The sequence below is a fragment of the Anaerobacillus sp. QJM3NY_32 genome, assembly GCF_056173645.1.
This window is the reverse complement of sequence record NZ_CM149684.1, coordinates 3,768,582-3,795,169: the sequence shown is the minus strand read 5'-3', so window position 1 is coordinate 3,795,169 and position 26,588 is coordinate 3,768,582. Positions and strand designations below refer to the sequence as shown.

Annotated in this window: 22 protein-coding genes, 1 pseudogene and 1 riboswitch; of the genes and pseudogenes, 17 read left to right on the top strand and 6 right to left on the bottom strand. The window is 40.3% G+C overall.

The features are described from left to right. Positions 1-117: 117 nt before the first annotated feature. The gene (locus AC0VYH_RS19595) at positions 118-267 is read right to left on the bottom strand and encodes a BH0509 family protein (RefSeq protein ID WP_159785356.1); all 150 of its coding nucleotides are present in this window, start codon (positions 265-267) and stop codon (positions 118-120) included. A 393-nt stretch (positions 268-660) separates the two neighbouring features. Here AC0VYH_RS19595 and AC0VYH_RS19590 point away from each other — a divergent pair, with 393 nt between their 5' ends. The 7 genes from AC0VYH_RS19590 (at position 661) to AC0VYH_RS19560 (ending at position 9,374) form a co-directional block, all read left to right on the top strand. After that, positions 661-2,661 carry an alpha/beta hydrolase family protein gene (locus AC0VYH_RS19590; protein ID WP_475365928.1) on the top strand — a complete coding sequence of 667 codons (2,001 nt, stop codon included), beginning with the start codon at positions 661-663 and terminating at the stop codon, positions 2,659-2,661. Positions 2,662-2,770: 109 nt separating this feature from the next. After that, a riboswitch (SAM riboswitch) is annotated at positions 2,771-2,879 on the top strand. A 169-nt stretch (positions 2,880-3,048) separates the two neighbouring features. Then, the gene (locus AC0VYH_RS19585) at positions 3,049-3,855 is read left to right on the top strand and encodes a MetQ/NlpA family ABC transporter substrate-binding protein (protein WP_475365927.1); all 807 of its coding nucleotides are present in this window, start codon (positions 3,049-3,051) and stop codon (positions 3,853-3,855) included. Between the two features lie 21 nt (positions 3,856-3,876). Continuing rightward, positions 3,877-4,911, top strand: coding sequence for a methionine ABC transporter ATP-binding protein (locus tag AC0VYH_RS19580; RefSeq protein WP_194218642.1), 1,035 nt, complete (start codon positions 3,877-3,879; stop codon positions 4,909-4,911). Next, entirely contained in the window at positions 4,901-5,575 is a 675-nt protein-coding gene (locus AC0VYH_RS19575) for a methionine ABC transporter permease (RefSeq protein WP_194218643.1), read from the top strand. The genes AC0VYH_RS19580 and AC0VYH_RS19575 overlap by 11 nt, the downstream gene beginning before the upstream one ends. 100 nt (positions 5,576-5,675) lie before the next feature. After that, positions 5,676-6,770 carry an iron-containing alcohol dehydrogenase family protein gene (locus AC0VYH_RS19570; protein ID WP_475368019.1) on the top strand — a complete coding sequence of 365 codons (1,095 nt, stop codon included), beginning with the start codon at positions 5,676-5,678 and terminating at the stop codon, positions 6,768-6,770. Between the two features lie 527 nt (positions 6,771-7,297). Continuing rightward, positions 7,298-8,692, top strand: a complete 1,395-nt coding sequence (locus AC0VYH_RS19565; protein ID WP_475372963.1) for an L-cystine transporter — start codon at positions 7,298-7,300, stop codon at positions 8,690-8,692. 181 nt (positions 8,693-8,873) lie between these two features. After that, positions 8,874-9,374, top strand: coding sequence for a DUF6843 domain-containing protein (locus AC0VYH_RS19560; RefSeq protein ID WP_475368017.1), 501 nt, complete (start codon positions 8,874-8,876; stop codon positions 9,372-9,374). Positions 9,375-9,478: 104 nt separating this feature from the next. On the opposite strand, the gene AC0VYH_RS19555 is transcribed toward AC0VYH_RS19560, so the two are convergent. Together AC0VYH_RS19555 and AC0VYH_RS19550 are read right to left on the bottom strand one after the other, a co-directional pair. Then, positions 9,479-10,045 (bottom strand): histidine phosphatase family protein, encoded by a 567-nt coding sequence (locus AC0VYH_RS19555; RefSeq protein ID WP_475368016.1) that lies wholly within the window; start codon positions 10,043-10,045, stop codon positions 9,479-9,481. 61 nt (positions 10,046-10,106) lie between these two features. Further along, positions 10,107-12,071, bottom strand: a complete 1,965-nt coding sequence (locus AC0VYH_RS19550) for a LuxR C-terminal-related transcriptional regulator (protein ID WP_475368015.1) — start codon at positions 12,069-12,071, stop codon at positions 10,107-10,109. 136 nt (positions 12,072-12,207) lie between these two features. On the opposite strand from AC0VYH_RS19550, the gene AC0VYH_RS19545 reads away from it, so the two are divergent. Then, complete coding sequence (locus tag AC0VYH_RS19545) at positions 12,208-12,585, top strand: DUF4870 domain-containing protein (RefSeq protein WP_430243373.1); 378 nt, start codon at positions 12,208-12,210, stop codon at positions 12,583-12,585. A 56-nt stretch (positions 12,586-12,641) separates the two neighbouring features. Here AC0VYH_RS19545 and galU read toward each other — a convergent pair whose 3' ends face one another. After that, positions 12,642-13,532 (bottom strand): UTP--glucose-1-phosphate uridylyltransferase GalU, encoded by an 891-nt coding sequence (gene galU, locus AC0VYH_RS19540; RefSeq protein WP_303534280.1) that lies wholly within the window; start codon positions 13,530-13,532, stop codon positions 12,642-12,644. 855 nt (positions 13,533-14,387) lie between these two features. Here galU and AC0VYH_RS19535 point away from each other — a divergent pair. From AC0VYH_RS19535 to AC0VYH_RS19495, 9 genes and pseudogenes are all read left to right on the top strand, one after another. Beyond that, positions 14,388-15,443: a glycosyltransferase family 2 protein gene (locus AC0VYH_RS19535; protein ID WP_430243374.1), complete on the top strand. Its 1,056-nt coding sequence runs from the start codon at positions 14,388-14,390 to the stop codon at positions 15,441-15,443. Next, positions 15,403-16,176, top strand: coding sequence for a CDP-alcohol phosphatidyltransferase family protein (locus tag AC0VYH_RS19530; RefSeq protein WP_475365922.1), 774 nt, complete (start codon positions 15,403-15,405; stop codon positions 16,174-16,176). Before AC0VYH_RS19535 ends, AC0VYH_RS19530 begins: the two co-directional genes overlap by 41 nt. A gap of 128 nt (positions 16,177-16,304) precedes the next feature. Next, positions 16,305-16,700, top strand: a complete 396-nt coding sequence (gene tagD, locus AC0VYH_RS19525) for a glycerol-3-phosphate cytidylyltransferase (protein ID WP_194218652.1) — start codon at positions 16,305-16,307, stop codon at positions 16,698-16,700. Between the two features lie 47 nt (positions 16,701-16,747). Next, positions 16,748-18,907, top strand: a complete 2,160-nt coding sequence (locus AC0VYH_RS19520) for a bifunctional glycosyltransferase/CDP-glycerol:glycerophosphate glycerophosphotransferase (protein WP_475365921.1) — start codon at positions 16,748-16,750, stop codon at positions 18,905-18,907. A gap of 127 nt (positions 18,908-19,034) precedes the next feature. Then, the gene (locus AC0VYH_RS19515) at positions 19,035-20,237 is read left to right on the top strand and encodes a CDP-glycerol glycerophosphotransferase family protein (protein WP_475365920.1); all 1,203 of its coding nucleotides are present in this window, start codon (positions 19,035-19,037) and stop codon (positions 20,235-20,237) included. A 2-nt stretch (positions 20,238-20,239) separates the two neighbouring features. Further along, positions 20,240-21,043 (top strand): ABC transporter permease, encoded by an 804-nt coding sequence (locus tag AC0VYH_RS19510; protein WP_226615391.1) that lies wholly within the window; start codon positions 20,240-20,242, stop codon positions 21,041-21,043. Positions 21,044-21,058: 15 nt separating this feature from the next. Further along, positions 21,059-21,844 (top strand): annotated as a pseudogene (gene tagH / locus AC0VYH_RS19505) (teichoic acids export ABC transporter ATP-binding subunit TagH); the annotation flags it as partial. Between the two features lie 196 nt (positions 21,845-22,040). Beyond that, positions 22,041-23,069 (top strand): UDP-glucose 4-epimerase GalE, encoded by a 1,029-nt coding sequence (gene galE / locus AC0VYH_RS19500; protein WP_430243381.1) that lies wholly within the window; start codon positions 22,041-22,043, stop codon positions 23,067-23,069. A 138-nt stretch (positions 23,070-23,207) separates the two neighbouring features. Beyond that, complete coding sequence (locus tag AC0VYH_RS19495) at positions 23,208-23,774, top strand: class I SAM-dependent methyltransferase (RefSeq protein ID WP_475365919.1); 567 nt, start codon at positions 23,208-23,210, stop codon at positions 23,772-23,774. Positions 23,775-23,900: 126 nt separating this feature from the next. Here AC0VYH_RS19495 and AC0VYH_RS19490 read toward each other — a convergent pair whose 3' ends face one another. Beyond that, positions 23,901-25,115 carry a DHHW family protein gene (locus AC0VYH_RS19490; RefSeq protein WP_475365918.1) on the bottom strand — a complete coding sequence of 405 codons (1,215 nt, stop codon included), beginning with the start codon at positions 25,113-25,115 and terminating at the stop codon, positions 23,901-23,903. A 21-nt stretch (positions 25,116-25,136) separates the two neighbouring features. Beyond that, on the bottom strand, positions 25,137-26,561 hold the full coding sequence (locus tag AC0VYH_RS19485; RefSeq protein WP_475365917.1) for an MBOAT family O-acyltransferase: 1,425 nt from the start codon (positions 26,559-26,561) through the stop codon (positions 25,137-25,139). Positions 26,562-26,588 lie beyond the last annotated feature (27 nt).

Sequence of the window (26,588 nt, the reverse complement as noted above, 5' to 3'; positions counted from 1 at the left end):
GTTACCGGTGACGTACCTGACCCCTATTAAATACATCTGTTTTCTCAACAAAGACACATCGCATTCTTTCTATTAAAACAGCCCCTGCGGAGTTACCGCAGGGGCTGTAAATATTTATTACATCATTAAGTCCGCTGGTGAGTCATCAAAGTAGAGCCAGTGAAAATATTCTACTTCCGCATCAGACATTCTCAGAACTTCTTCTCTGTTCATTGTCGTTTTGTCGCACAAAAGATCAATAAATTGGTTTCGTGCTTGCTGGCTCATTGTAAATCCTCCCTGTATTTTAAGCGGCAATTCCTGTTTGGTAACCGCTTTCAATTTGTTAATTTTATTATACATCTCACAATGAGATGATTCAAATACCAAAATGAGATATATTGCAGGGAACCGATGTGAAATTGCTATGAAAGTGAGCGGAAGTTCGGGGAATAAGAGTAATAAAGAGAATGTATGTTCTTGTTTTTTGGATTTGGCTTGAAAAAAATGTGTATTTTGGTTGTTTCCTCCTTTTAAACAAACTGGATGAAGTGATCTTTATTCTAGAAGAGATGGTTAGAATCAAAATTAGAGATGGATTTAGAAGGAGATTTGTTCCCTCTGCAGGAGTTTTTTCCTATTCAATGGAAGTAGAGAAGATGTAGAAAGGGAGTGTGGATGATGGAAATAGAAATTGGAAGTGCCAAGAAACAAAAGAAATTGGAAGAAAGCCTTTATGATTTTACTTTTGTTGGTGATCCCCAACTTTCACCGGATGGGAGCTACGTTGTTTATGTAAAGAAAGTAATAAATGAGAACAAAGAATATACTTCAAATTTAGTCATAGTAAATCGCGATACTGAAATTGAGCATGATTGGACATATGCTTCTGGGGAGAAAAAAGATCACTCTCCGCGCTGGTCGCCTGATGGGAAGACGATTGCTTTCGTTTCGAATCGATCAGGAGAAAATCAAATATGGCTTATCTCAACTGATGGTGGCGAAGCGCGACAACTATCTGATTTTAAAAGTGGTGTTTCCGCTCCTGTTTGGAAACCCGATGGTTCTTCGCTACTTGTTTTAAGTAAGGATACAAAAGAGAAAGAAGAAGGACGTAAGCCTCTCGTTGTGACTGACTTACGCTATAAAGCAGACAGCAGTGGTTTGCTTGACAATCACCATATGCAAGTTGTCTTGATCGAGGTAACCTCAGGTGAAAAGAGAATAGAATGGCTAACAGATGCACCATTTAATCATTCTAGCCCTAACTGGTCACCGGATGGACAATCCATTGTATATGTGAGAGATCGATATGAAGAACAGGGGTCCTACATGCGAGCCGACATCTTTATTCAGGGTCTGAATGAAGGATCAGAGCCTGATCAGTTAAATCGTGAGGGTGGGAGCTTTAGCACACCGAACTGGTCACCAGATGGGAAGAAGCTCTCATTCATTGGGCATAACTTTGAGCATGAAGGAGCTACGTTGAATAAAATCTGGACTGTTGACATAGCGAAGAAAGAGTTTACTTGTTTAACAGAGGAGGTTGATTTAGAGTGTTCGGATGTATTGATTTCAGATATGCACTGGGGAGGCGCTTCTCCTGGTGCGATGTGGAGCCAAAATGGAGATGGACTCTATTTCCTTGCTAGTAAAGAAGGAAACACTGGTGTTTATTTCGTCGGAGAAGATTGCACGGTTCGACAAATAGCGGGTGGTGACAGGCACCATTATGCATTTCACTACTTGCCAGGCGCGAATGAAGCGGCTGTTGCAATTAGCGATCCACTTAACATTGGCGATATTTATACGCTTTCGTTTCATGGAGATCGGGTAAATGAACTGTGTTTGTCTCAATCAAATGCTGACGTTCTCGAATGCCTGGATCTCTCGACACCAGAAATGTTTACATACGCTGGGAAAGACGGTTTGGAGATTCAGGGCTGGCTCATGAAGCCAAAGGATTTTAAGGAAGATCAGGAACATCCCCTTATTCTTGAAATTCACGGTGGACCACATATGATGTATGGTAATTCATTTATGCACGAATTTCAGCTTCTTGCAGCAAAAGGATATGTTGTCCTTTATACGAATCCACGTGGTAGTCAGGGATATGGACAAGAGTTTGTGAATGGTTGCCGAGGAGATTATGGTGGGGGTGATTATGAGGATTTGATGGCGGGTGTTGATGCCGCTTTGAACAAGTATTCCTTTATTGATGAAGCTCAACTTTTCGTGACGGGAGGAAGCTACGGTGGCTTTATGACGAACTGGATTGTTGGGAAAACCGATCGATTCAAAGCAGCGGTTACCCAGCGCTCCATTTCGAATTGGCAGAGTTTCTATGGCGTTAGTGACATCGGATACTTTTTCACAAAGTGGGAAGTTGGAAGTGATTTAGATGAAAACCCTGCTAAGCTATGGCATCATTCACCGCTTAAGTATGTGGACCAAATCGAAACCCCACTTTTAATTCTTCATAGCGAAAATGATTACAGGTGCCCTATAGAGCAAGGAGAACAGTTATATGTGGCTTTAAAGCATCGTGGGAAGGAAACGATGTTTGTAAGATTCCCAGATTCTGATCATAATTTATCAAGAAGCGGTCATCCAGAACTACGAGTGGAACGACTTAAGCATCTAGGAAACTGGTTCGACAATTACCTAGAAGGAAGACAATAAGAAATCTTTCGACAAATAGCGGGCGGTGACAGGCACTTTTTGAGATCTTCCCTTGACGCCCTTCGAGAAAGATACTATACTATTGAAAATAGTTAAATAATATTGAAAACTCTTATCAAGAGTGGCAGAGGGACTGGCCCTGTGACGCCCAGCAACCATCTCAGTTCGTGAGAAAGGTGCTAATTCCAGCAGACGAGCAATCGTTTGAAAGATGAGAGAGAGTTCAGCGCTGCTGATAATGATGAAATGATACAACTCTCTCTGTACTTTACAGAGGGAGTTTTTTTATTGGGAGGGGATTTTAGCAGATCGAAGCACTTTTGCGCTTTTATATTTTAGCGCTAAAACGCTTTACATTACTATATGAACTTTAAAGGAGATTGAGAAATGAAGAAATCATTGTATTTATTAGGTGCACTTATTTTAGTCTTTTTGGCAGGTTGTTCTGGAAATGAGGCTTCTGGAGATTCAGAAGATGGCCCACTGAAGGTAGGGGTAACGGCTGGTCCGCATGAAGATGTGATGAACAAGGTGAAGGAAATCGCAGCGGAAGACGGGTTTGAAATTGAAGTGATTGCGTTTAATGATTATGTGATGCCAAATACAGCCCTTGATGAAGGGGAATTGGATGCGAACGTATTTCAGCATGAACCTTATTTGAATGATTATGTAAAAGAAAGAGGACTCGAGCTTTCCAAGGTAGCAACTACGATTACTTTCCCAATGGGAATTTATTCTGACAAATATAAGAGTCTTGATGAATTGCAAGAAGGCGACAAAGTTGGCTTGCCTAACCATTCAACAGGTGAACCTAGAGCGCTAATGTTGTTTGAGCAAGCTGGCATTATTGAGTTGAAAGATGGCGTTGGTGTTAAAGCAACGATCAAAGATATTGAGAAGAACCCTTATAATCTCGAATTTGTTCCATTAGAAGCTTCACAAATTCCAAGACAGCTTGGTGAGCTTGCGATTGCAGCAATTAATACGAACTTTGCAATGGAAAGTGGACGCGTACCGAAAGAAGATTCTCTTGAAATGGAACCCGAAGATTCCCCGTGGGTGAACGTGATTGCAACACAAACAGAGAACAAAGATGATGAACGTATTCAAAAGCTAGTGAACTACTATCAATCAGATGAAGTGAAGCAATTTATCCAGGACGAATTTAACGGTTCTGTTGTTGCATCCTGGTAATTCGAAAGAGGAGTGAGCACGATGATTCGATTAGAAAATATAACGAAAACGTATAAAAGCGGTGAGACGATTACGAAGGCGGTTGATGATGTTTCCATAGAAGTTGAGAAAGGAAGCATCTATGGCGTCATCGGTTATAGTGGTGCTGGAAAGAGCACGCTTGTCCGAATGGTGAATCTTCTGGAGCGACCGACAGATGGAAAGGTATTTATCAATGACATTGAGCTCACTTCTTTGTCTACTGGAAAGCTTCAAAAAACAAGACAGCGCATCGGGATGATTTTTCAGTCTTTTAATTTATTGAAAACAGGCACTGTGTATCAAAACATTGCTATTCCGCTGAAGCTTACGGGTCTTCGTAAAAAAGAGATTGAAGCGCGAGTTGATAAATATTTAGGTATCGTTGGGTTATCGGATAAGCGGGATGCTTATCCTTCCCAGCTATCAGGTGGTCAGAAGCAGCGTGTGGCGATTGCCCGTGCGCTTGCTCATGAACCTGAAGTGCTACTGTGCGATGAGGCAACGAGTGCCCTTGACCCAGATACGACAGAATCAATCCTATCTTTATTGGAACAAATCAATCGTGATTTTGGAATCACGATTTTACTCATTACGCATGAAATGCACGTTGTCCAGAAAATATGTCATGAAGTGGCTGTGATGGAGAACGGGAAGGTGATTGAACAGGGGCGAGTGATCGATATCTTTAGTAAGCCTGCTACAACGACGGCCAAACGATTTGTTCAGTCGTTATTCCAGGATGAGCTTCCAGAGTCGCTTGTGTCTCGATTGAAAGAGCGTGGTCAGATCGTGAATCTTTCATTTATTGGGGAGAAATCAGGTAGTCCCGCTCTTGCGCTTGTTAGTAAGAAGTTCGACGTGTATCCGTCCATTTTAGCAGGGAACATTACACAACTGAAGGATCAGCCTTTTGGTAGGCTAGTCGTTCATTTAGATGGGGAAGCGGAAGAGACGGCTCGGGCCGTTGCGTTTTTAGAGGAAAGTGGCGTCGTAGTAGAAGGCTATGTTCAGGAGGTGGAAGCTCATGTCAGCTAAGGTATCGGAGTTTATTGATCTTTGGGGTGCAGACATTTGGAACGCGATTATTGAAACATTTCAAATGGTTGGGATCTCACTACTGATTTCAGTGTTGATTGGGCTCCCGCTTGGTGTGCTACTTGTTTTAACTAGACCTGAAAAAGCATTAGAAAATAAAGTTCTTTTCCGCATATTAAATGCGGCTATAAACGTGATCAGGTCGATTCCATTTATCATTTTACTGTTTTTCATTTTACCTTTTACAAAAATGATTGCAGGTACAACAATTGGAGTAAAAGGTGTGATTGTGCCGCTCGTTGTCTTTACGGCGCCGTATATCGCAAGGTTGATGGAGTCCGCTCTTCTTGAGGTCGATCGTGGAGTAGTAGAAGCCTATGAAGCAATGGGGGTAAAAACCAGACACATTATCTGGCATGTTCTTGTAAGGGAGTCTCGTTCATCGATCGTTCTTGGATTAACGATTGCGACAATTGGACTGATTGGGGCAACGGCAATGGCTGGGCTCGTTGGAGCAGGTGGGCTTGGTGATCTCGCTTATCGATACGGTCATTTGCGATATGAAGTCGATGTGATGTACGTTACGGTATTTCTCCTTATTGTCCTTGTTCAGGGACTCCAATCGTTTGGGAATGTTCTCTCCGCTCGTTTGAAGAAGGATTAAGTTAAAAGAAGATCTTTGTATTTCATTGTCATTAGCAGGTGTGTCTTCAATAAATGAACTTCATGATCAGTTTGTTCATCAGATTTAGGAGGAAGAAAAGATGGAATCAATTCAGGTAAGAGCAACGCCAGGACATTATGAATGTCGATCAGGTATCCTTCAAGAATTACCACGATTGCTTAAGGATGGGCAGTTTCAAAAAGTGTTTGTGATTTCTGGACATCAATCTTGGGGAGCAGCTCAGGGTTATTTTCCAGATCTATCTGCCTTTCATGTAGCTTATTCTACGTACAGTGGTGAATGTTCAGAAACGGAAATTAAAAGACAGTCTGAATTAGCCAATATTCACGGTGCCGATTTGATACTCGGTGTAGGTGGTGGAAAGGTTCTGGATGTAGCGAAAGCGGTTGGTAATGAAGTAAACAAAGATGTGGCTCTTGTGCCAACGCTCGCGTCTACTTGTGCCGCAACGACGCCACTTAGTGTGAAGTATTCAGACGAGGGAGAGTTTATTGAGTATACTATTTTTCCAAGAAGTACATATCTTGTTCTTGTAGAGCCTGAAATTCTTGTGCAGTCACCAATCGCTTATTTGAAAGCAGGTATTGGTGATACGCTGGCCAAATGGTATGAAGCGAGAGCACTCATTGAGGAACTGCCTTCAACGCCAATTCCCATAAAACTAGCGTATGAAGTAGCAAGAAGCTGCCGTGATGTCCTTGTAGCAGACGGAGAAAAAGCGGTTAGGGATCAACAGAATGGTCGTTTGAGTGATGCGTTTATCCGGGTGATTGAAACAAATCTTTTATCAGGAGGAATGGTAGGAGGTCTTGGCGATCGCTATGGTCGGATTGCAGCGGCACACTCCATTCATAACGGTTTAACACACTTATCTGAAGCTCATTCGTTTCTTCACGGTGAGAAAGTAGCTTATGGCATACTTGTGCAACTTGTACTAGAAGGTGAGTGGGAAGAGGTGAGAGGTTTATTTGCCTATTATAAAGAAATAGGTTTGCCCCTCTCGTTAGAGTCAATTGGCATTGAACCAACAAATGTGGAGAGCATAGGTCAAGTTATCGCAGAATACGCTACGAGAGATGGGGAGTCCATTCATTTCCCTTCAGGTCATGTGACGAAAAATGATGTAGTGGAAGCAATTCTTGGATTAGAAGCATTACAAGTTACGTTAAGTTGATTAGGCATATCTAGTGAGAAAAAAAGTCCCCTGGAAGTTACTGTTCAACTTCTAGGGGGCTAAATATGATAGATGGATTTTGCGAGTAGATCAAGATGGCGATTGCGATGTTCCTTCCATTGACATTGTTGATCAGCACCTGGTTGAAAATAGTTCTTGATGAGTAATAAGATCATTGAAATGTTCCCCTCCGATTCAACGAATGTGTTGGTTAGCGCCTATTAATAATTTCCTGTTCAAGAACGTAAATGTTCTCCATGTCCAGCACCTCCTTGTTTCTCTCTTTCCTTGTTAATTACAGTCTACGCCGTATGCTTATCAAATAAACCAGTCACCAGTTCGGTTTTCAACTCATACTTAAGATGGAGATTTCCTAAGCCTTTTCCTCCATTCGACAAATAGCGGGGAGTGACAGGCACCAGCGCTTGACAGTGCCACAAATTGGTAGTATTTTAGATTAATGCCGACTAAACTTATATGGATTATAAAGTTTTGGTTTTATAGAGAAAATAAAAGGGGGAAATAGCGTGGATACATTTTTAGTCATTGTGAATATTGCCATTTTACTTGTTCTTATTGGTGTTTTAATTAAGATGCAACAGAAACATGTGTCTTTTAGTAAGCGTGTGTTTGCTGGTTTAGGATTTGGGGTTGTGTTAGGTGTTTACTTGCAAGCTGTCTTCGGAGCTAGCTCAGAGATTGTGAGTCAAACATCAGATTGGTATAGCATTGTAGGGAGCGGATATGTACGCCTTCTAATGATGATTGTTATACCCCTTGTCATGGTTTCGATCATTCAATCGATTACGAACCTTGAGAAGACTTCAGAGCTTGGCAAAATGTCAGGCTGGATTATTGGAATTCTTGTATCAACCGCAATGGTTGCAGCGATTGTTGGTGTAGGTAGCTCGCTCGTCTTTGATTTAAATGCAGAGCAAATTGAAGCAGGGCAAGCGGAACAGGATCGTGGAAGCTATCTAGAAGAAACGCTTGGTAGTGTGAAAGATATGAGTACGCCAGATAAAATTCTTGCGTTTATCCCTGCAAATCCGTTTGAAGATATGACAGGAGCTCGCCCGACCTCAACGATTGCCGTTGTTATATTCTCAGCTATTGTTGGAATCGCGGCACTAGGTGTACGTCGTAAAAATCCAGAGCAAGCAGCCATCTTTACGAAAGGTGTGAATGCTGTCTATGCGATCGTTATGAGAATCGTCACACTAGTTCTTCGGTTAACTCCATTCGGGATTATGGGCTTGATGGCAACTACCGTCGCTCAAACGAACGTAGGCGGTATTCTCGAACTCGGGAAATTCGTTCTTGCATCCTATTTAGCACTGCTTGTGATGTTTATCATTCATTTGATTTTGGTTGCGACAGGTGGATTAAATCCACTAACATATTTGAAGAAGGTATTACCTGTTCTTACGTTTGCCTTCACTTCTCGTTCAAGTGCAGGGACAATTCCTTTGAATATTTCCGCTCAGAAAAATAGCCTTGGTGTTGATGAAGGAACAGCGAACATGTCTGCATCCTTTGGTGCAACGATTGGCCAAAATGGTTGCGCGGGAATTTATCCAGCGATGCTCGCAGTTATGATTGCGCCAACGGTAGGTATTGATCCGCTCAGTCCTGGCTTTTTAATCCAACTTGTCTTAATCGTTGGCATTAGTTCGTTTGGTGTGGCTGGAGTGGGAGGCGGAGCGACATTTGCTGCGTTAATCGTTCTTTCTTCTATGAACCTACCCGTTTACTTAGCCGGTCTTCTCATTTCTGTTGAGCCACTCATTGATATGGGGCGGACGGCGTTAAATGTGAATGGTGCGATGACCTCAGGTACACTCACATCACGAATTCTTGGCAAGTTGAACCACGATAAGTTCAATGATTCAAATGCTGTTGAAAAAGATATTGCCGTTTAACTAACGGATGAAGCCCGCTTTCCATAGAAGGCGGGCTTTTTTTTATGAGAAGAATAACTCGATTGACATAGTGCATCGTCATAACCCGGTCAGTTTGTTGTTAGGAATTTTTCCATGTGAAGGAAGTGCAACCACCACCGTCGAAAAAGATAAAGGTACAAACGGTCAGGGGGAGAAGCGTATGTATGGGATCAGATTACTCATCGTGGTTTTGATAATGTTGATGGCCGCTTCATGTTCGTCTAAGGCTACAACCGTTCATCATGAAAAAACAGATACCGTTCATTTAGTTCCTGAGGGGTTTGAGGGGAAATTGATCGTGATTTACAACGTGGAAGGCGCTCCGAAATTAAAACAAGAAAAAGGATTTACAGTTATTCCCTATAGCGAAGACGGTACGTATTTAACTTCAACGGAAGATATGAAATACGGGGCAGTAACGGATGAATTTTATTACGTGGATCAAAAAGACAAACGTACTGAAATTGATACAAGCTGTACGTATTTGTTCCCAAATAGCGGAATCACTATAGAAGATCGCCGCCTCCTTTATAATGCTTTTTATTTAACAGAGTCACACTGTAGTGAAGATTTTCATGGTAAAGGTCCTGAAAATGAAGGGAATCGAAACATTCTCGCTAGCGTAGAGGAGAAGTTAAAGAAAGAGGGGATTTTAGAGTAAGGTTCTTTAAATTGAGACATATCGAGGATTCAAGCTTTTCACAAGAAAGTAAACCACACACTTGAACAGCATAAAAAATGACGGCGCATAAGGGCCGTCATTTTTTATGCTGTTCTTTCCCAAATACGCTCCACCTTCATTAACTCTTCTCCTTGAAAGGTGAGGCAATAGACATCAGGCATATCGAGATTTTCCCAAAAGTGTCTATCGTACTGATCATCGAAATGACTCATCATGAGAACCATTAAATTCCCATGAGTACCAATCACTACGCTTTTTCCTTTGTATGTTTTTAGTACGTTTTGTAGGGCGCTCACTCCTCGGCTACGAGCGAGTTCGTTGGATTCACCACCAGGGTAGCTAAACGTTTCATCTTGCCAAACAGCGTCGATCGCGGATTGAAAATCATCAACAGGTTGTCCAGCAAGTGTTCGCTCTTTAAATGCTTCTATAACTTGAATGTCTATCGAGTGATGTTTTGCGATGGCTTCAACTGTATGAATCGCTCGATTATAAGGGCTAGAAAGCACAACATCAATTTGTTTTTCTTTCATTAGATGTGTAAGGCTCTTTTCATCCCTGTTGCCCTTCGGTGATAATCCTCGTCCGTATTCATCAGGTGTATAAGAAGAATGAGCATGACGTACAAGATAAATTTTCGTTTCATTCATTTAGCGCTTCACCTCTTTAAAGGAGCGGGGGTCAGGTCCGCACCTGACCCCCGCTCTTCCATTATTTCCTCTCAAGCATAATACGCGTTAGCTGCGTGCGGTTCTTTACACCAGTTTTCTCATAAATTCGACTTAAATGCTTTTTGATAGTCACTTCGCTTAAGGAGAGTTCAGCAGCAAGATTAGCATTTGAGTATCCTTGGATGACGAGTGTAACAACTTCTTCTTCACGCGGAGTAAACTGAAATGGATGGTGTGGTGTTTCGGTTAGATTTACGCCGAGCGCCTGGGCGAATGTTTCAAGGTACTGGGAAAGACGAGCGTTTCTTAAATCAAGTTCATAAGTCCTGGAAGGTCGGTCTGGACCATAGTCAAAATGCATTGCCTCGTGTACTTCGCTGAAACGGAACTGCTCTAATAAATCTTGATAAAAAGGAAGCGGTGTCGATGCAACGAGAATTCCTTCTGTTAGAACAAGAGGCAGAAGATGATACAAAAGTGCCTGGCGATCTTCCATTTGACTCACATTTTTAACACCGAGGTATCGAATGACCCACCCTGCCGGCTTATCCTGAGACAAAATACTTTTTTCTTCTGCAGAAGACAGCCTCTTAAAATAACTTCTTGTAACAGGGCTTTGCTGTAGCTTCTTAAGCGTGCTGGACTGGATTGGAATAAGAAACGCGATTCCAATGACTTTTCCACCACGGTGACGTAGCAGTTTCACATGCTGAATCCCTACAGACTCAATCATTTCCTTCGTTATATAGGCTGATTGCTTATCACGGCTCTTTGGAACATGTTGCTGAAAACCCTTGGTACTTTGATCATCATCAAACAACGCTTCATTCATCGTGGGAGGACTCTTCAAATAAGGTAGGACCACGTCCCAATCGTCTGAGCTAGCAGATGTCATGCTATAAGTAGAGAGCGTGTCATGATCAAATAAAGAAGCACGCATCATTGGTTCACCAAGCAAGTAGAAGAATTCGCTAATTTCGGTGGAATCCATGACACGGTCATGCTTAAAAAAGGATCGACAATAGAGCAGGGCGCGTTTCCATAATTGATGATAATACGTGGGTTTTCTTCTACGCAGGTCGTCTCTCATTGCCCGTTGAAAAAGAGTGTTAAGCTGCCACCCTGACTCTGTTTCCTCAAAAAAGGAAAGGGATACGAGTGCTTCAAAATCTTTTCGCGAGATCGTTTGATCCAGCATTACTTCAAGCTTTTCCTGTTGAATGTAGTGACCAATCGACGCCACTTCTATGTAGGGAAGGAGGCGATCATCTTCAAGTTCACTTAGCCATTCTTGGACGACGGTTCTATAAATTTTCTGCTCATCCTTTTCATTCCATTCCTGCGTCTCGTTTAGTTTCTGAACGCAAAGCGATAATGCATAGGGATTACCAATTGAAAATTGCCAGGCTAACTTAGTGAGCTCTGGTTTAAGAGTGCGAAAGGCAGAATCATACTGTCCGATGCTGAAACCTTTTAATTCAATGGAAGTAATGAACGGATACCAGATCGATGCCCTCCAGGATTCCCTGAGCTTTTTACGTCCGCAAAAAATAAGAATGCTTGAAGAGGGAAGAGATGGAAGGAAAGATTGTCTAAACCATTCATCTAATTTCTCAAAGCGTTCATAGGAGTCAATGGCTATGACGAAACGAATTCCTTGTTGTTCAAGATGTTGAATATGCATATTAATTGCCTCAAGAGGCGAAATGTATAGGTTAGATGCTCCCATTTGCTCCAATAGTAATTGGAGAAAAGCGGATGGTTCAGCCTTTGAATACTGTGCGTTTACAAGGTAGAAAACAATATCTCTGTCTGACGCTTCCTTTTGATAATGCGTCATTAGCTCACTTTTTCCTGTCCCGGGCTGTCCATATACGGATAGAATGCTGCTACCGTTTTGATCTAGCAAACGAGAAAATACGGCTAACTCTTTTTCTCTCGTAATATTAAACGGAAAAGCCTTCGACTGAATTTGTTCTTGATTGGGGTTATCTGGAAGGTTCATCCTTATCACACTCCACTGAAAAAGTACTCGATTTTTGTCTAAGTAGTATACTTTCGTATACTACCCTCCAATTCCTTCTTTTGATAAAATTAATTTAAACAATATTCAGAATTTACAAAATAAGGGAGGTATCGCAGTGGAAACAGGGAATAACCCTGAAAAAATGGGCCAAACCCCTCGCAAAACATCGAGTGGTATGGAGGAAAATGTCGCAGGACTGTTGACCTATGTGCTGGGGTTCGTGACAGGTATTATTTTCTTGTTGATTGAAAAGGAAAACAAGTTTGTGCGTTTTCATGCCATGCAGTCGATCGTTGTGTTCGGAACATTATTTGTCGCAAGTCTTGTTATGAATGTGATTCCAATTATAGGATCGCTTGTCTCTCTTCTTATATTGCCACCGCTAAGCTTAATTGTTTGGATTGTCTTAATGGTAAAAGCTTATCAGGGACAGATGTATAAGCTACCGATTGGTGGTGAATTTGCAGAGAAACAGCTAGAGAAAATCAAATAATAAAAACCGCATTCCTCTATTATGGGAGGAGTGCGGTTTTTGTCTTACTTACTTATTTATTTCTTTGTTGTGAGTTCTTGATCCACAACTTGTTTTAAATAGTTCATCACATCTTTTTGGAGATCTGGACGATTAAGGGCAAAATCAACTGTTGCTTTTATGAATCCAAATTTATCACCAACGTCATAACGCTGACCTTCGAACTCATGAGCAAAGACTGCTTGCTGCTCATTTAGCACCTTAATCGCATCTGTAAGCTGAATTTCTCCGCCTGCACCTTTAGGTAGGTTCTCAAGAATGGAGAAGATTTCAGGAGTTAAGATATAACGTCCAAGAATGGCATAATTAGAAGGTGCCTCTTCAAGGGATGGTTTCTCAACGAGTGACTTAATTGGAATAATGCCGTTGTCAATTTGTTCTCCCTTAGGAGAGATGATTCCGTATTTAGAAACAGCATCGTCAGCCACTTGTTGAACACCTACGATTGAAGTGCGGTAACGATTGTAGCTATCCATTAGCTGGCCGATACATGGTTGGTCTGATTTTACAATGTCATCACCAAGGAGAACAGCGAAAGGTTCATTGCCGATAAAGCGGCTAGCACAATTAATGGCATGCCCAAGTCCTTTAGGTTCTTTTTGACGAATGTAGTGAATGTTAGCGAGATTAGAAATTTGTTGTACTTCTTTTAACATCTTGTCTTTTTGCTTCTTGATAAGCGTTTCTTCGAGCTCATATGATTTATCGAAATGATCTTCAATAGCACGCTTTCCGCGACCGCTAACGATGATAATGTCTTCAATTCCAGCAGCGACAGCCTCTTCTACAATATATTGAATCGTTGGCTTGTCCACGATTGGTAGCATTTCTTTTGGCTGTGCCTTAGTTGCTGGTAAGAACCTTGTTCCAAGACCAGCGGCAGGTATAATCGCCTTTCTAACTCTCATGTTGAATCCTCCCAGTAACTAATTGTTTTCAAAATCCCAATAAGTGCTTACTAATATTAACATATATCATGACTATTTTCCTGCATTTTCATAATGAAAAGACATGACGATAGGAAGACTTCACTCGAATTAGCCTAAAATCAAGAATCAACAATTTAAGCTAACGTAGCTTTCCAAATAAGAAGCCATTCTTCATTATCGTTAGCCTCCATAACAGATTTTTCGACAGCGATAGTCGGTATCCTTCTCATTTGGGTAATGTTATGATAAAGCATAACGAAATAACGCTTTCCTTTGTATTTATTGGGTCTTGTTTGCTTTTATTGACCTTTACTTCTCATTTCTTCATTGTTTTTAATTACATCTAAAAGGGTAATGTAGGTTAACTATGTATAAGTCTGTTTAAGCATAAAATGGATCATTTTTTTCAACGATAGAATCTCCTATTCCCATAGCAATCAAAAAGTATGTGCCGGATTTAGATTGCATAGGTCACTAAAGTACGTGATTCTAACTAAGCATCCATTTATTGCAAGTGATTGTAGGGCCACAATCTTAATGAGAGTGACGAAGGATGTCAGTATGTTAATTAAGACGTAAATGCATTATGAAATATTAAAATACTGCTCATTTCAAACTCGCTTTTCTGCGATAAGTCTTTGTTTATTCTTAGAAAACGACAGCAATGGCCAATGATTGTTCACACAATTGAAAGAAAATAAATTACTTTTCCCTTATTTTTACAATGATTCTTTAACCTGTATCATGTATACTTAAATATTAGATTGAAAAGGTTTATGTAAGTCTCTTAGATTAAAAGAGAGATAAGGCGAAGTTGTGAAGGGATGAAAAGAAATGAAAGAATTGTTCTTTTCCGTGCTTCTCGTCGTGAAGAATGAAGAGAGGTATATACGAAAGTTGCTGGAAGGTGTCTTGCAACAGGAGTTTCCTCAAGATTCATATGAAATTCTAGTAGTAGATGGAATGTCGTCCGATCGAACGAAGGATATTATAGAAGATGTTAGTAGTAAGAACCCGGGAAGAATACGGTTGTTTGAAAATCCGAAAGAGACGTTGCCGACAGGATGGAATCTTGCCATTCAAAACGCGAAGGGGCAATACATTCTTCGAGTAGATGGTCATACTATGATTCCAACTAATTTCCTTACGAGTTATTACGACTTAACTCAGCGTCAGCCAGATATGGACTGCGTTGGTGGAGTCATTCGAACAGAAGGAAAAGGGTTCTGGGGAACGATTAATGCTTATGTTTACTCACATCCTATGGGCGTTGGGAACTCTATGTTCCGCATCACAAAGAGCTCTAGCAAATGGGAAGGGCGAGTAGATACCGTGCCCTATGGCGCTTACAAACGTGAAGTGTTCCAGAAAGCCGGATTATTCAACGAAAACTTAAGAAGAAGTGAAGATATTGAATTTCATGCGAGAGTACGGAATCAGGGTGGCAAGTTTTATTTATCAAGCGAAATTGCTTCCACTTACTACGCAAGAGATAGTCTGAAAGCATTTGTTCAGAAATCCTATGCAGATGGAAAATGGGGTATTATTGCATCGAGAAGTACTCGAGGTGTGATGAGATTCCGACAGCTTGCTCCGTTAATAGCATTTCTAACTGGAACAGGTCTTGGAATTGGAGCGCTATTTAACAATGGGTTTCTAATCAGCTTAATCACGCTCGTTACTATTTATATGATGATGATCGGCATTTCTTCGCTAGGAGTTATTAAAAAACATGGTTTCCGCGCTTATTTCCCAACTGTGATGCAGTTCTTTTTGCTTCACTTTACGAGAGGACTTGGACTAGTAGGCGGATACTTTAGCAAACAATACTGGAAGGTGAAGACCGGTCATGAAAAATGGGCAAGAATTACTACCGACCACATTTCTTGATAATGAGACGATCCTTGCATATCGTAAGCAGTCTCAAACATTAAGTTACAAAGAAGACCTGTGGTCATGGTACGTACTGCGTCGAATTTCGATTTACCTTACAATTCTTTTTTGTAAGATGCGTATAAAACCAAATACGATAAGCTGGATGAGTGTATTCTTCATTCTCATTTCAGGCTTATCACTTGTGATCGCTACACCACTATCCATTATACTTGCGGCGCTCTTCTACAATCTCGGTTATCTACTTGATTGTGTAGATGGTGAAGTTGCTCGCATTACGAAGCAAACGTCGTCGAAAGGTTATTATATTGATATTATTATCCAAGCAGCTGCTCTACCTGTCTTTTTATCGATGGTTTTAACGGTATTAAGACAAGCTGGAATGCTAGATGTTAGTATTCTCGAAATGGTTCTTGTTTATGCGACGTTTGTTGCGATTATTATGGCATTACTCGTTCCGATTGCTTATCAATTAACGAAGCTGACGATGTCACAATCAACCACTCAAGATCCTGTTAATTCGATTCGAGATGGATCATTATTCTTTGATATTGTAGCTGTTCTGCTCGGTCTACCTGGTTTCTTTGTAGCTGTCGTTGTTATCATCATTGTTGAACAACTAACAGGAGTAGATCTGCTACTTTACTATATATCCTTTTTCCTTGCCATGCTTGTATTAAAGACAGGCCTACGGGTCTTCATTACATCACGTTCATTTGATAAAAGCTAATATTCAATATAAATCCATTATAAATCATAATGAACTCGCGTGATGTTAAGTGTTATTAAAGATTGTAAATTGTATGTTAATTCACGTCTCGTAAAAATTATTAAACACTACTAACTGGAGGGGTCGAAATGAAGAAGGTTTTGACTTACGGTACATTTGATTTATTGCATTGGGGCCACATTAATATATTGAAGAGAGCGAAAGATCTTGGTGATTATCTTATTGTAGCTATTTCAACAGATGAATTTAATGAAATTAAAAATAAAAAAGCATATCATAGCTATGAAAATCGCAAAATGATATTAGAAGCAATTCGCTATGTTGATGAAGTGATTCCAGAAGAACACTGGGAGCAAAAAGTAGATGACGTAAAAAATCACGATGTAGACATCTTTGTGATGGGTGATGATTGGGAAGGGAAATTTGATTTCTTGAAAGATCATTGTGAAGTCATTTATCTTCCTCGCACAGCGGGAATTTCGACATCGAAAATCAAGAAAGAGCTACTTGTATCTAACGGATAAGCAATTGTAGAAAGAAAGAATAAATAGTTGAGGTGCTAGGAATTGTTATGGGACAAATTAGTGTAATAGTAACCGTTTATAATAAAGAAGACTATATCGAAAAATGCCTTGATTCCCTATTACAGCAGACTTTTCAGGATATAGAAATCATTCTGATTAACGATGCATCAACTGATAATAGTAAGGGGATTATTGAGCGTTACAGCGATTCGAGAATGACTTGCTATCATCTAGATAAAAATGTTGGTGTCTCAAAAGCGCGCAACATGGGGATCGAGTACGCTTCAAGCGAGTTTATCTATTTTGTTGACGGTGACGATTACCTGGCGCCATACACACTAGACCTTCTCCTAAACAACATAGGAGAAGATCACTTCATTGGTGGTTCTATTTTCAAAGCTGGAAAAATTGCTATTCCAATGGAAATCGGGGAAGATTCCTACTATTTGCGTAGATTAAGTGGTGGAAGAAAAATCAAAGCACTTCGTCGTAGGAGTGCTACTAACTTGTTGCTACGCAAAGACTTTGTGGATGTTCATGAGCTTCGTTTTGATGAACAAGCTACCTTTTACACGGACCTTACCTTCTCCATTCCAGCAATAGTAAATACAGAGGAGATTCCGATGATTACAGGCGTTCCCACTTATTTAAAAGGAGAATGCTATGATCCGATCGACCACCCAACTCTCATGCTCCATTCTGTAGAGGAGAAGTTGCCTGATTTATTTTATGTCTATCATAAAATGAAGATGTCGTACGCTGATACGAAAAGCATTAGTCGCTATTTGGACCTTCTCTTGTTAAATTATTATTCAAAGAGCATAACTAATAAAGCCGTGAAGAACTCTAACGTTTTGTTTGATCATTTCACTGCTTTAAAGAACAGTCTCTCTTTAGTAGCACCTGGAAGGATTAAGAGACGGAATATCATCGAACGAAGAGAGCATCGTCTTCTACAAAAGGGGAAAAAAGAAGCCGTTCTGAAGTCAATGATGTTTCGAGTACGCTTAAGGCAGTGGCGTAGATCATTGAGGAAGAAACACTTACTCATGCGTCAGCTTTACCGAACGGTTCTTGTGAAAATGCCAATGAAACCGAAAAAAGTACTTCTTGAGAGCTTCGGTGGTAAGGGGTATTCAGATAGCCCTCGCTACATTTATGAAGAACTGTTAAAAAGCGATCATAAGTATGATTATTTATGGGTTTATGATAAAAAGAAAAAGGATATACCGGGGAATCCTAAGCAGGTGAGACGCTTAAGCCCCGCTTACTATTACCATCTTGCGACTGCCAAGTACTGGGTATCGAATGCCAGAATGCCAAACTTTGCGATTAAACGTCCTGAGACAGTTTATTTACAAACATGGCATGGTACACCGCTCAAAAAACTGGCAGCTGATATGAAAGAAGTACGTATGCCTGGCACGACAACAGAAAAATATAAGCGGAACTTTTACAATGAAGCACAAAAATGGGACTATCTCGTTTCGCCAAATGATTATTCGACTTCTATTTTCAGAAGAGCCTTTAAGTTCGGGAAAGAAGTTCTTGATGTGGGCTATCCGAGAAACGATATCCTCTATCTTGAGGATGAAGAAAAAGCTAGACGTCAGCAGGAAATAAAGGCTAAACTTGGTATTCCTGCTGATAAAAAAGTCATTCTTTATGCCCCAACGTGGCGGGATGACGAGTTTCACGGTAAGGGGAAGTATAAGTTTGATTTAAAGCTGAACCTTAGCGAAATGCAGGAACGTCTTGGTGACGAATATGTGATTGGTCTACGCATGCATTATTTAATTGCAGAGCATATTGATACGACTGGAATGAGCGATTTTGTATACAATTTATCTGACTACGGAGATATTGCGGAGCTTTATTTATTATCAGATATTCTGATTACTGATTATTCATCCGTATTCTTTGATTTCGCAAATTTACGTCGTCCCATTTTATTTTTCACTTATGACATTGAAAAATATCGCGATTCTCTTCGCGGATTCTATATGGATTTTGAGAATGAAGCACCAGGTCCGCTTCTTAAAACGTCGGACGGTGTCATAGATGCGATTGAGCATATCGATAAAATAGAAGCTACCTATCAAAGCAATTTTGATGCATTCTATGATAAATATTGTCATCTTGATGATGGGCACGCTTCTAGAAAAGTAATTAATAGGGTATTTGAGCCCGAGAAAGCTGAAATGTAGATAGACTTTAGAGAAACAGGGTACTGCCGCTGGTGAAGGCGATATGGCACTATCCTGTTTTTTCAAAGCGACAGCGCATTTCGAATAGAGGTAATCTACTACTAGTCGGGAGTATGGTGTCCATTTCATGAAAAAGCTATTGAGAATGTTGAAAATATATCCGTTAATGAAGGCGTTTAGTCGACTTCTTTTTGTGGCGTTGGGCCGTTTTCCAGCAAACAAGCGCCTTGTTATTTTTGAGAGCTTTTCTGGAAAGCAGTACAGCTGTAATCCAAGGGCGATCTACGAATATCTGTTAGAGCACGACTATGATTTAGACATGATTTGGAGTGTTGAAGAATCTCATGCTGAGTCTTTCCGTAAAAGGGGTATACCTACTGTAAAGCGTTTTTCGCTAAGATGGTTTTATCTCATGGCTCGTGCTCGTTATTGGGTGACTAATAGTCGGATGTCGCTTTGGATTCCTAAGCCTTCTCACACTGTCTATGTACAAACTTGGCATGGAACGCCGCTTAAGAAGCTTGCAGGTGATATGGAAGAAGTGTACATGCCTGGAACAAACACGCTTTCCTATAAAGATAATTTCTATAAGGAAGCAGCGAAGTGGGATTACTTAATCTCGCCGAATCGGTACTCATCTGAGATTTTTGAGAGAGCATTTGGTTTTAAGAAAAAAATGGTAGAATCGGGCTATCCACGTAATGATCGTCTTCATCTTGAAAATCATCAAGAAAAAATTGATGCATTGAAAGTGGAGTATAGCATTCCTACAGAAAAAAAAGTGGTTCTTTATGCCCCAACCTGGAGAGATGATGAATTTTATCAACCGGGGAAATATAAACATGAGCTGAAATTAGATCTTGATTTATTGAGACGTGAAATCGGCGAGGAATATGTTATTGTATTAAGGATGCACTATTTAATTGCAGAGCAGTTTGATCTTTCTCCATATGAAGGATTTGTTTTTGATTTATCACTTGGTGTCGATGTCAATGATCTCTATTTAATTTCTGATGTGTTGATTACAGATTATTCATCTGTCTTTTTCGATTATGCTAATTTGAGGAGACCAATTATTTTCTTCGCTTATGATCTTGCTTCATATCGTGATAAATTGCGTGGCTTTTACTTTGATCTTGAAGAAGAGGCGCCAGGTCCTGTCGTGACAACATCTGAAGAAGTTTTACACGCCATTCAAACGTTTGAAAATGAAGGATTTGGCGTATTTGAAGAAAAGTATAACGATTTCTATAACACTTATTGTTACCTTGAAGGAGGGTCTGCTACCAAAAAGGTTGTTGACCAAATTTTTGTTAGTGAGGCAAAATAAGCATGAATTCTATGATTGCAGTTTTAAAAGAACAAGTTAGCAACTTCTACCTAATTAATCGGCTTTCGGTTTATCAGGTAAAGAGCACGAATAGCAATAATTATCTTGGTATGGTTTGGGAGATTCTAAATCCCCTTTTCCAAATGAGTATTTACTGGTTTGTATTTGGCTTTGGAATACGAAACGGGAACCCGGTTGATGGCGTCCCATTTGTTCTATGGATGTCCGCTGGTCTTGTTGTATGGTTCTTCTTTAATCCTGCTGTTATTCAAGGATCAAAGTCGATTTATACTAGGATATCAATGGTATCCAAAATGAACTTTCCAATGAGTACGATTCCGAGCTATGTGATTATGTCAGTCTTTTATCAACATTTGATTTTACTTGGTATATACTTTGCAGCAGTGTTATTAACTGGCCAGGGGGTATCCTGGCATTTGCTTCAACTACCGTATTATATGTTTGCTTTAATTATTCTCATTTTTGCCATCTCTCTCATTACGTCGACGCTATCGACAATCGTTCGAGATGTGCACAAAATGCTTCAGTCGTTTATTCGGATGTTTCTTTATTTAACACCAATTTTATGGACAATTGATGATCTTCCTGGATTTATTCAGATTGGGATGAAACTTAATCCGCTATACTATATAGTGGAAGGCTACAGAGATGCACTTCTCGGCATGGGCTGGGTTCATCAGACACTGCAATATACCCTTTACTACTGGGTAGTCGTTGTGCTCTTACTGATGATTGGTTCCTACCTGCATATGAAGTTCAAGAGTCATTTCGTAGACTATATTTAATAAGGACTGTCGTTTATGAGTTATTCAGTTAAATTAAACGGGATTACGAAAAAATATAAAATGCACAGGCAGAACTCTGATAAGCTCAAGGATATTCTTCTCCCTGGTGGCTACGGGGAGGATTTCTATGCCATTCGTGATTTAACATTTGAAGCAGGTGAAGGTGATGTCGTTGGTATCATCGGAGTGAACGGGTCCGGGAAATCAACGTTCTCAAACCTTGTCGCTAATATCACGCCACCAACTAGTGGGGAAATTGACGTAAAAGGTGATGTTTCCCTTATCGCTGTTTCTGCTGGCTTAAATAAAGAGCTAACAGGGCGCGAGAATATCGAATTGAAGCTGCTTATGATGGGATATAAGAAAGACGTTATTGAAAAGATGAAGCCTGACATTATTGATTTTGCAGATATCGGTAAATTTATCGATATGCCTGTTAAAAAATATTCCAGTGGTATGAAATCACGTCTAGGTTTTTCAATATCCATTAGCGTTGACCCAGATGTTCTGATCGTCGATGAGGCCCTTTCTGTAGGTGACAAGACGTTTGCCGATAAGTGCCTTGTCAAAATGGAGGAGTTTAAGGAACGAGGAAAAACAATTTTCTTTGTTAGTCATTCAAACGGCCAGATGAAGAAGTTTTGTAATAAAGCAATCTGGCTTGAACATGGCACGATCCGTGAGTATGGCGCAATGAAAGATATCATGCCGAAGTATGAAGCTTTTATTAAAGAGTATAAATCGTGGTCGAAAGAAGAAAAGCGTCGCTTCAAAGAAGAAGGAATGAAGAAGCAGGAAGGTCTTTTAGCTGCTGATTCAGAAGAGAAAGGAAAACGAAAGAAATCCAGACTCTTGTCTAGATGATTTGCTTCCTTCTATAGCAGAATCGCTCTCATAGAGAGCGATTTTTTCATTATTTGCGCTGAATTTATGGGAATGAATGTGATATGATGAGAAGGAATTTTTTGGTGACATAACAAGAAGTGGGGGAGTAAGAATGGCTATATTAGTAACAGGCGGTGCTGGATATATTGGAAGTCATACGTGTGTTCAGTTACTTAATCAAGGTTCCGATATTGTTGTCGTGGATAACTTTTCGAATAGTAAAATGGAATCGCTTGATCGTGTGAAAGAGTTAACTGAGCGAGATTTTCCGATTTATGAAGTGGATCTACTTGATCGATCTTCTTTAGAAATGGTGTTTGAAGAAAATGAAATTGAAGCAGTCATTCATTTTGCAGGCTTGAAAGCTGTTGGCGAATCGGTTTCCATGCCACTTCATTATTACCATAATAACTTAACAGGGACGTTCATTCTTTGTGAAGTGATGGAGAAATTTAACGTTCGAAACATTGTGTTTAGCTCATCTGCAACCGTTTATGGTATGCCTGATCTTATGCCAATCACTGAAGAAGCCCCTTTAAGCGCAACGAATCCGTATGGACAAACGAAGCTCATGATTGAACAGATTCTTCGTGATCTTCATGTTTCTGATTCAAACTGGAGCATTGCCCTTCTTCGCTATTTCAATCCAATCGGAGCTCATGTGAGCGGAAGAATTGGGGAAGATCCTAACGGGATTCCAAATAACCTCATGCCGTATATTAGTCAGGTTGCGGTTGGAAAACTCGAAAAGCTTAGCGTGTTTGGAGATGACTACGATACAGCAGATGGTACAGGCGTTCGTGATTATATCCATGTGGAGGATCTGGCTAACGGGCATTTGAAAGCGTTAGAGCATATCCTAGGTACAACGGGAGTAGAAGCGTATAACCTTGGCACGGGAAATGGGTATAGCGTGCTTCAGATGGTGAAGGCTTTTGAAGAAGCGACTGGGAAAGAAGTGAAGTACTCCATTGCTCCGCGCCGTCCTGGCGATATTGGAGAATGCTATGCAGATCCGGCGAAAGCTGAAGCTGAGCTTGGCTGGAAAGCGGAAAAAGGCATTGAAGAAATGTGCCGCGACACGTGGCGCTGGCAGTCGGAAAATCCTGATGGGTATAAGAGGGGTCAGGTGCGTACCTGACCCCCACGGAGGACAGCTGTCTTTCTATAGAGGACACTAAAGCCCGCTCATTAATGAGTGGGCTTTAGTGTTTAAATATTGTATATCTGCCAGTAGGGTTGTGAAGAATTAGAAAGAAATTCTAAGGAGGTTCTCGTTGTGGCTGGTAAACGATTCAAACCAGGTAATGCGGATCGACTACTTGATCCGAAACGAAAGGAAATTATTTCACCTGAACAAGTTATCGCTCATCTTGGTGTAAAGGCAACCGATCATGTAGCTGATTTAGGAGCGGGTAATGGGTATTTTACATTGCCGTTATCGGAAGCAGCTGAAAAGGTTTATGCGGTTGATATTGAAAAGCAGATGCTAGATCTTCTTCAGAAGCGTGTTTCAGAAGAAGATCTAGCTGGACATATCGAGTACGTTGTCAGTAGCCTAGAGCAGATGAATTTGGCAGATCACGTCGCTGACAAAGCGATTGCGGCGTTTGTGATTCATGAAGTGCCCGATCTTACGAGAGCATTCCAAGAATTTAAGCGAATTATTAAGGCGGGACAGAAATTGCTTGTACTTGAATGGGAAGCCATTGAAATGGATATGGGCCCACCACTTCATGAGCGAATTTCTTCTGAGAAGATGATGCAGATTTTTAAAGAGAATGGACTTGAACCTCAAATACACCATTTTCATGAGTCTGTATATGGGGTAACTGCGGAAGTATGAGGGGAGGGTCAGGTGCGTACCTGTCCCCAACAAAAGACAGCTGTTCTCAAAACAAAGACAAAAAAACCAACTCTCTTCATTGAGAGCTGGTTTCATTTATTTTGCTCAACTAAAACTTCGTTCGATTTAGTCTTCCATTGGTGTTGAGAAGCGGAAGGATTCGCCTTGAAGCATGGCGTCATTATACAAGAACAGGACTACATCAAAATCCTTATCCGCCATATACTCTGTTAATATCTGATCATCGTTATAACGGATATCATAAACAGTCGTATTGGAGAAATGCTGGGCAATGTGGAACGCAATTGGGTTTGCGTAGGAATCTTTTAAAATCAATAGTCGACTTTCTTCTTGAACGGCAGGGTTCTCGATTGTAATTTCAGCTGTATTGTTCATGTACAGCCCACCAAAATCGATAGGATCGTTATCTCTAAATATGTCTGTACCATAGACCTGTTTAAATGTACGCTCTTTGCCGTTCCAGGTAATTTGATAGTTATCAAATAGATTATCTTTAGGTAACATGTGACAGATCTTTTCACCTGTTGCATCAACCGTTAAATAAAGCTGATTATTATAGCTTCCAATAAATTGTTTGTCGTTATAACACTTTAATTCATAGTCACTGTCGTCTTCGTTCATGTTTGTGTAGTAAGTTGAATTCTCAGAGAGAAGGTCTGCTACTTTTTGATAGCCTTCAAACGCCCCAAACATGTTCCAGTGATGGTCTGTCTTGAAGTAGCGCTCTTTCAATTCATCATCAGTATATTCTTCTTTAAATTCTTTCCCAACATCAACTGTTGGGATGCTCTTTTGGTTAAATTTTGAGAAAAAGTAATCTTTCTTTTCTATTCCTGTTCCCTCTTCAATATAAGACGGCAGGATGTCGATGGTATTCACTTTATGAGGAAGAGAAGCAAAATAAACTTCCTTACCCTCATCCTTTATCGTTGTCGCAAATTCATTTAAGTTATCAACTGCCTCATCAATATGGGTAGAAGGCTTACTATAACTCGGTTTTGGGATGATCCAATTCGAGTCAGATACATAGTAATCAAAAATATAGGTTTTGTTCGTCATTTGCTGATATTGAAGATATGATTTCAACCAGATATTTCGACCGGGAAACTGATCAAGAAAATACGATTCAAAATCGTTCATGTATTCTCCGTTCGAAACATTCTCAATTGAAAGATCAGGGTTTTGAGCTAGTTCTCTTTTTTCTACGTCAGATACTTCAATATCTGCTGAAACTGTAAGATAGAAGAAAACGGTAAAGATAAACGCAAAGAATAAGATAATGAGCATCCACTTCCTTGCCTTTTCAAGTCGCTGAATCATAGCAAAGCTCCTTTATTGGCATTAAAACCTGAAATAAATAAATGGGTTGTAACTAGAATTGACTAATCGAACCATAGCGAAAATCATTAGCGTCATATAAATCGCTGGTTCTGAGAAAAGCGTGACGACCTGTAGTCCCTTTGCTTTCGTCGCCATTCGATTGTAAATGTTGCCGATATTCGCTATGAAAGGTGTGCTGAAAATAACGCCAGCTAGGAATAACACCCAGTTATCATTCCACTGCAATAGGAACATTGAATCTGCGAAAGCAGCCTGATTAAAGCCGAACATCGTTTGTAAGTATTCAAATGAATACGTAAAGTTATCAGCGCGGAAAAAGACCCAGCCGATCATGACGAGCAGTAGGACATAGATATGTTGAAGAGGCGACCATAGGCGACTTAACCATTTACCAAATCCGAGGCTTTCAATTACGATAATTGCCCCGTAGTAGAATCCCCAGGCCATAAACGTCCAGCTAGCGCCATGCCAGAACCCAGTAATCGTCCACACGATTAGAAGATTACGTACCTGCACAAGCTTTCCATGGCGATTCCCACCTAGTGGGATATAAACGTAATCTTTGAACCATGTCCCAAGAGAAATGTGCCATCTTCTCCAGAATTCTGAAATGCTTTTAGATATGTAGGGGTATCGAAAGTTCTCTAGAAAATCAAAGCCAAACATTTTTCCTAGACCAATGGCCATGTCACTATACCCTGAGAAATCAAAGTAAATTTGTAGTGTGTAAGCAATAACACCAATCCACGCCATCATCACGCTCATTTCACCTGCGGGAGTGTTAAATGCCTGATCCGCAACAACTGCGAAACTATTAGCTAACAGTACTTTTTTTGATAAACCAATAATAAATCGTTTGATTCCTTCGTGTACCTTATCAGCAGTTATAGAGCGAGAATGAATTTGTTGATCAACGGTGTTGTATCGAACAATTGGCCCTGCAACGAGCTGTGGGAAAAGAGAGATATAAAGAGCTAGTGAGAAAACATTTTTCTGAACGGGTGCGTCTTTTCGATAAATATCAATGACATAGCTCATCGCTTGGAATGTAAAAAACGAGATTCCAATTGGAAGAGGCAGCTCTCCAAGTTCAAAACTTGTCCCAAAGGAGCCATTAACATTAGCTAATACGAAGCCTGCGTACTTAAAGTAACCAAGAATTGCAATGTTACCGACGATCGATAACGTTAGGAGGAATTTTTTTATTGCGAGCTGATTATGAAAATAGCCAATTCCTCTCCCAAAACCATAGTTCATTATAATAGAGAAGAGCATCAGAAAGACATACTGTGGTTCTCCCCATGCGTAGAAAACAAGACTAGCAATAAGAAGCACGATGTTTCGAAAACTTTTTCTAGCAAAAAAATAAGAAAATAAGACGATCGGCATAAAAGCAAATAAGAAAACGAGATTACTAAATACCATATAGCTCCTCCAATAATTAAATATAAT

Bases quoted from the DNA above. Each gene is read 5' to 3' on its own strand.
- AC0VYH_RS19560 (WP_475368017.1), top strand. From the start codon at position 8,874: ATGTATGGGATCAGATTACTCATCGTGGTTTTGATAATGTTGATGGCC.
- galE (WP_430243381.1), top strand. From the start codon at position 22,041: ATGGCTATATTAGTAACAGGCGGTGCTGGATATATTGGAAGTCATACG.
- AC0VYH_RS19595 (WP_159785356.1), bottom strand. From the start codon at position 267: ATGAGCCAGCAAGCACGAAACCAATTTATTGATCTTTTGTGCGACAAA.
- AC0VYH_RS19580 (WP_194218642.1), top strand. From the start codon at position 3,877: ATGATTCGATTAGAAAATATAACGAAAACGTATAAAAGCGGTGAGACG.
- tagD (WP_194218652.1), top strand. From the start codon at position 16,305: ATGAAGAAGGTTTTGACTTACGGTACATTTGATTTATTGCATTGGGGC.
- AC0VYH_RS19575 (WP_194218643.1), top strand. From the start codon at position 4,901: ATGTCAGCTAAGGTATCGGAGTTTATTGATCTTTGGGGTGCAGACATT.
- AC0VYH_RS19485 (WP_475365917.1), bottom strand. From the start codon at position 26,561: ATGGTATTTAGTAATCTCGTTTTCTTATTTGCTTTTATGCCGATCGTC.
- galU (WP_303534280.1), bottom strand. From the start codon at position 13,532: ATGAGAGTTAGAAAGGCGATTATACCTGCCGCTGGTCTTGGAACAAGG.
- AC0VYH_RS19550 (WP_475368015.1), bottom strand. From the start codon at position 12,071: ATGAACCTTCCAGATAACCCCAATCAAGAACAAATTCAGTCGAAGGCT.
- AC0VYH_RS19515 (WP_475365920.1), top strand. From the start codon at position 19,035: ATGAAAAAGCTATTGAGAATGTTGAAAATATATCCGTTAATGAAGGCG.
- AC0VYH_RS19510 (WP_226615391.1), top strand. From the start codon at position 20,240: ATGAATTCTATGATTGCAGTTTTAAAAGAACAAGTTAGCAACTTCTAC.
- AC0VYH_RS19570 (WP_475368019.1), top strand. From the start codon at position 5,676: ATGGAATCAATTCAGGTAAGAGCAACGCCAGGACATTATGAATGTCGA.
- AC0VYH_RS19490 (WP_475365918.1), bottom strand. From the start codon at position 25,115: ATGATTCAGCGACTTGAAAAGGCAAGGAAGTGGATGCTCATTATCTTA.
- AC0VYH_RS19520 (WP_475365921.1), top strand. From the start codon at position 16,748: ATGGGACAAATTAGTGTAATAGTAACCGTTTATAATAAAGAAGACTAT.
- AC0VYH_RS19555 (WP_475368016.1), bottom strand. From the start codon at position 10,045: ATGAATGAAACGAAAATTTATCTTGTACGTCATGCTCATTCTTCTTAT.
- AC0VYH_RS19535 (WP_430243374.1), top strand. From the start codon at position 14,388: ATGAAAGAATTGTTCTTTTCCGTGCTTCTCGTCGTGAAGAATGAAGAG.
- AC0VYH_RS19530 (WP_475365922.1), top strand. From the start codon at position 15,403: ATGAAAAATGGGCAAGAATTACTACCGACCACATTTCTTGATAATGAG.
- AC0VYH_RS19590 (WP_475365928.1), top strand. From the start codon at position 661: ATGGAAATAGAAATTGGAAGTGCCAAGAAACAAAAGAAATTGGAAGAA.
- AC0VYH_RS19585 (WP_475365927.1), top strand. From the start codon at position 3,049: ATGAAGAAATCATTGTATTTATTAGGTGCACTTATTTTAGTCTTTTTG.